We start from the raw sequence: 3,850 nt of genomic DNA, 5'->3' as shown, positions 1-3,850 counted from the left end.
ACGAGTGCGTCTACTTCCTCCGGCGATCTGGCCTCGACGTTGAGACGAAGTAGCGGTTCGGTATTGGAGGCGCGCAGGTTGAACCACGCCTGGTCGGGCAGGTACACGGTGACCCCGTCGAGGCGGTCCACCGACACCACCCGATCGGCGAAGGCGTCCAGTACCGCGCCCGTGCGTTCGGCGGCGTCGGCGACGGTGGAGTTGATCTCGCCGGAGGCGGCGTAGCTGTTGTAGGAAGCCATCAGCTCCGAGACCGGGCGGTCCTTCTCCCCGAGCGCGGCCAGCACGTGCAGCGCGGCCAGCATGCCGGAGTCGGCGCCCCAGAAATCCCGGAAGTAGTAGTGCGCGGAATGCTCGCCGCCGAACACCGCGCCGGTGGCCGCCATCTGCTGCTTGATGAACGAATGGCCCACCCGGGTACGCACCGGGGTGCCGCCCAATTCGGTGACGAGTTCGGGCACCGCGCGCGAGGTGATCAGGTTGTGGATGATCACCGCGCCGGGCTCCTTGCCGAGTTCGCGTTCGGCGACCAGCGCCGTGATCGCCGACGGCGAGACCGGGTCACCGTTCTCGTCGACCACGAAGCAGCGGTCGGCGTCGCCGTCGAAGGCCAGGCCGATATCGGCGCCGCTGGTGCGCACCAGCCGCTGGAGGTCGAGCAGGTTCTTCGGGTCCAGCGGGTTGGCCTCGTGGTTGGGGAAGCTGCCGTCGAGTTCGAAGTACAGCGGCACGATCTTCACCTGCGGCAGGGCGCCGAGCACGGCCGGCACGGTGTGGCCGCCCATCCCGTTGCCCGCGTCCACGGCGATGGTCAGCGGCCGGATACCGGACAGGTCGACCAGCTCACGCAGGAAGCCGGCGTAGTCGTCGAGCAGGTCGGTCTCGGTGGCGCTGCCGCGCGGGCCGTCGTAGCCCGGTACGCCGGCGGTCACCTCTGCCGCGATGGTCGCAAGCCCGGTGTCCTGGCCGACCGGCAGGGCCTTGGCGCGGCACAGTTTGATGCCGTTGTACTGGGCCGGGTTGTGGCTGGCGGTGAACATCGCGCCGGGGCAGTCCAGCTTGCCGGAGGCGAAGTAGAGCTGGTCGGTGGAGGCCAGGCCGATGTGCACCACATCGAGGCCCTGCCCGAGCACGCCCTCGGCGAAGGCGGCCGCCAGCTCGGGGGAGGAGTCGCGCATATCGTGTCCGATGACGATGCGCCGCGCGTTCTCGGCGCGCATCAGCCGCGCGAACGAAGCGCCTACGTCGGAGACGAATTCGGCGTCGATCTGGTCACCGACCACACCGCGGACGTCGTAGGCCTTGATCACCGCGTTCACGAAATCGGCAGAGCGGGCGACTGTCATAGCGAACACCCTAGTGCCCGGCGGGTGCGGCGCTCACATGGTCCCGGCGATTGCCCGCGGGCATGGCCTCAGCTGGGCGGATCGGGCAGCACACGCAGATGTCCACGGCGCCCGGTGCGGGTGGTGCGCGGCGGTGGCGGCGTGTAATCGCGGTAGCCGCGCTGGTCGGGCTCGGGCGGGCGGCGGCGTAGTCCGGCTTCGCGGACCGCTTCGGCCAGTGCGGTCAGATCGTCGTCGTCGGGTGTGCTGGAGGAGAATCCGCCTTCGTGCCGGACCATGTCCCAGCCCTTGGGGGCGGTGATGCGCGAGGCGTGGGTCTCGCAGAGGTCCCAGGAGTGGGGTTCGGCTACCGTCGCGAGCGGACCGACCACCGCGGTGGAGTCCGAGTAGACATAGGTGAGCGTCGCGACGGCCGGATTCTTGCAACCTGGTCGGCAGCAACGACGCATGGGAATCACGCCAGTGAGAGTAACCCCCTTGACGGCCTGGGGTGGGCAGACACGCTCAGTGAATCCCGTCCCATCGGCGCGTCGTGCGTCACTCGGCCGGGGTCGGCGGGGGATTTCGGCGCCGATGCACCCGGCCGGGGATCAGTTCGGTTCGGGATCGATGACGTCCGGATCGACGCCGAGATAGGTGGCGATCTGCTGGACCAGGACCTCGCGCAGCAGGTCCACGAGATCGTCCGGATCGCCCGCCCGCAATTCGAGCGGTTTGCGGAACAGCACCACGCGGGCACGGATCGGAGTGCCGTGCCGGTCGACGCCGGCCGGGATGAGCCGGGACAGCGGCACCGGCCCGTCGGCCACCACCTCATCCGGCCAGGTGACCGAATCAGGGTGCAGTGGACGGATTTTCGGCACGTCGTCGACGGCGATGTCGAGCTTGGTGAGTCGGTCGTGCCACCGCGAATCCAGCGGAGCGAATGCCTCGAGCACCAGGCGATCGAACTTCTGCCCGCGGGTGCGCCAGGCGGGGACCGTCGGTGGCAGCATCGGCCCGCGTACCCCGCGGCCGCGGCGGGTCACCGACCGGGCTGTCGGGGGACGACGATTGCGCGAACGTGCCATACCCCAAACGTTAGTCAGGTGCGGTTGCCCACCTCGGCCCGCCCCGGCCGCAGGCGCCGAGGCGGGCCGGCCGGGACCTGTCCGGCCCGTGCTCAGCCGATGCCGCGCTTGAGCCTGCGGCGCTCGCGTTCGGACAAGCCGCCCCAGATACCGAAGCGTTCATCGTGTGCGAGTGCGTATTCCAGGCACTCGTCCCGTACCTCGCAGCCCATGCAGATCCGTTTCGCCTCGCGGGTCGAGCCGCCCTTCTCAGGGAAGAACGCCTCCGGATCGGTCTGCGCGCACAGGGCACGTTCCTGCCACTGTTCCTCGATGGACTCGAACATCTCGTCGAAACCCGGCACGACCAAGCTGAGTCGGGGCGCCGAGTCTCGCTCACCCCCCTCGTGGTCCTTCCACCCGGCCTCTGCGCAGACGCTACGTGCTGCGCCTGCCGTGGAATCGGTTTGCGATACGCCGCCCGGCATGCCCGAAGGGGCCAGCTCATTGGCCATCGCTCCGCCTCCTCACTGTGTGTTAGCGCAGAATGCTTCTTTCCGCCGGACCAACACGCCTACCGACGGCACTACTCCGCGACGTTGTCTCGCGGACATCCCCGAGCATGCCGTCCCGTTCGAACATTCGTTCGAAAAACCGTTCGCGCCTTGAACTCTCGCGCGATCCCGGAATGACATGACTGTGATTAGACACGCCGGACGCAGCGATGGTCAAGCCGCTGTCGCTATTCCGTTACTATCCGGCAGCGCTTTCGAAGACGATCTTGAACCGTCACATAGCAAATGACCAGCAAATATGGGTCGAAGCGGGGCCGATCGAGGGACGCTTAGGCTATGTGGATGTGACTTCAGAACAAGCGGACATCGCACCCGTCAATGGGCTCCGCATCGCCGTCCTGGTCGGCGGAGTGGGTGGTGCGCGGTTCCTTCAAGGTGTTCGGGAACTTCTCCCCGAAGCCGACGTTTCGGCGATCGTCAATGTCGGCGACGACGTGTGGATGCACGGGCTCCGAATTTGTCCCGACCTCGATACCTGCATGTATACCCTCGGTGGCGGCATCGATACCGAACGCGGCTGGGGCCGGGTCGGCGAAACCTGGCACGCCAAGGAAGAGCTGGCGAAATACCACGCGCAGCCGGACTGGTTCGGGCTGGGTGACCGCGATATCGCCACCCACTTGGTCCGCACGGAAATGCTGAACGCCGGTTACCCGCTATCTGCGGTGACCGAAGCGCTGTGTAATCGATGGCAACCCGGTGTGAAACTGATCCCGGCAACCGACGATCGATGTGAAACCCATGTCGTTGTGAGTGACCCGGACAACCCTGGCGAACGCCGCGCGATCCATTTCCAAGAGTGGTGGGTTCGATACCGCGCGGGTATCGAAACTCATGGATTCGCCACAATCGGCGCGGATCAAGCCAAACCAGCGCCAAA

The 3,850-nt window shown here is 67.0% G+C and carries 5 protein-coding genes; 1 reads left to right on the top strand and 4 read right to left on the bottom strand.

The genetic code is table 11. The features are described 5' to 3' along the window. From RJ05_RS19655 to RJ05_RS31655, 4 genes are all read right to left on the bottom strand, one after another. On the bottom strand, positions 1-1,346 hold a 1,346-nt coding region (locus RJ05_RS19655; protein ID WP_036539184.1), incomplete at its 3' end, for a phosphomannomutase/phosphoglucomutase. 68 nt (positions 1,347-1,414) lie between these two features. Then, entirely contained in the window at positions 1,415-1,795 is a 381-nt protein-coding gene (locus RJ05_RS19650; RefSeq protein WP_036539183.1) for a DUF3499 domain-containing protein, read from the bottom strand. A gap of 141 nt (positions 1,796-1,936) precedes the next feature. Continuing rightward, positions 1,937-2,416, bottom strand: coding sequence for a metallopeptidase family protein (locus tag RJ05_RS19645; RefSeq protein ID WP_165448897.1), 480 nt, complete (start codon positions 2,414-2,416; stop codon positions 1,937-1,939). A gap of 92 nt (positions 2,417-2,508) precedes the next feature. After that, complete coding sequence (locus tag RJ05_RS31655; protein WP_029901515.1) at positions 2,509-2,742, bottom strand: WhiB family transcriptional regulator; 234 nt, start codon at positions 2,740-2,742, stop codon at positions 2,509-2,511. Positions 2,743-3,119: 377 nt separating this feature from the next. On the opposite strand from RJ05_RS31655, the gene cofD reads away from it, so the two are divergent. Continuing rightward, on the top strand, positions 3,120-3,850 hold a 731-nt coding region (gene cofD / locus RJ05_RS19635), incomplete at its 3' end, for a 2-phospho-L-lactate transferase (RefSeq protein ID WP_217999011.1).

This window comes from Nocardia cyriacigeorgica NBRC 100375, from assembly GCF_000308555.1.
GTDB classification, from domain to species: domain Bacteria; phylum Actinomycetota; class Actinomycetes; order Mycobacteriales; family Mycobacteriaceae; genus Nocardia; species Nocardia cyriacigeorgica.
Note: the sequence above shows the minus strand (reverse complement) of the source record. Positions and strands in the feature narration are given on the sequence as shown.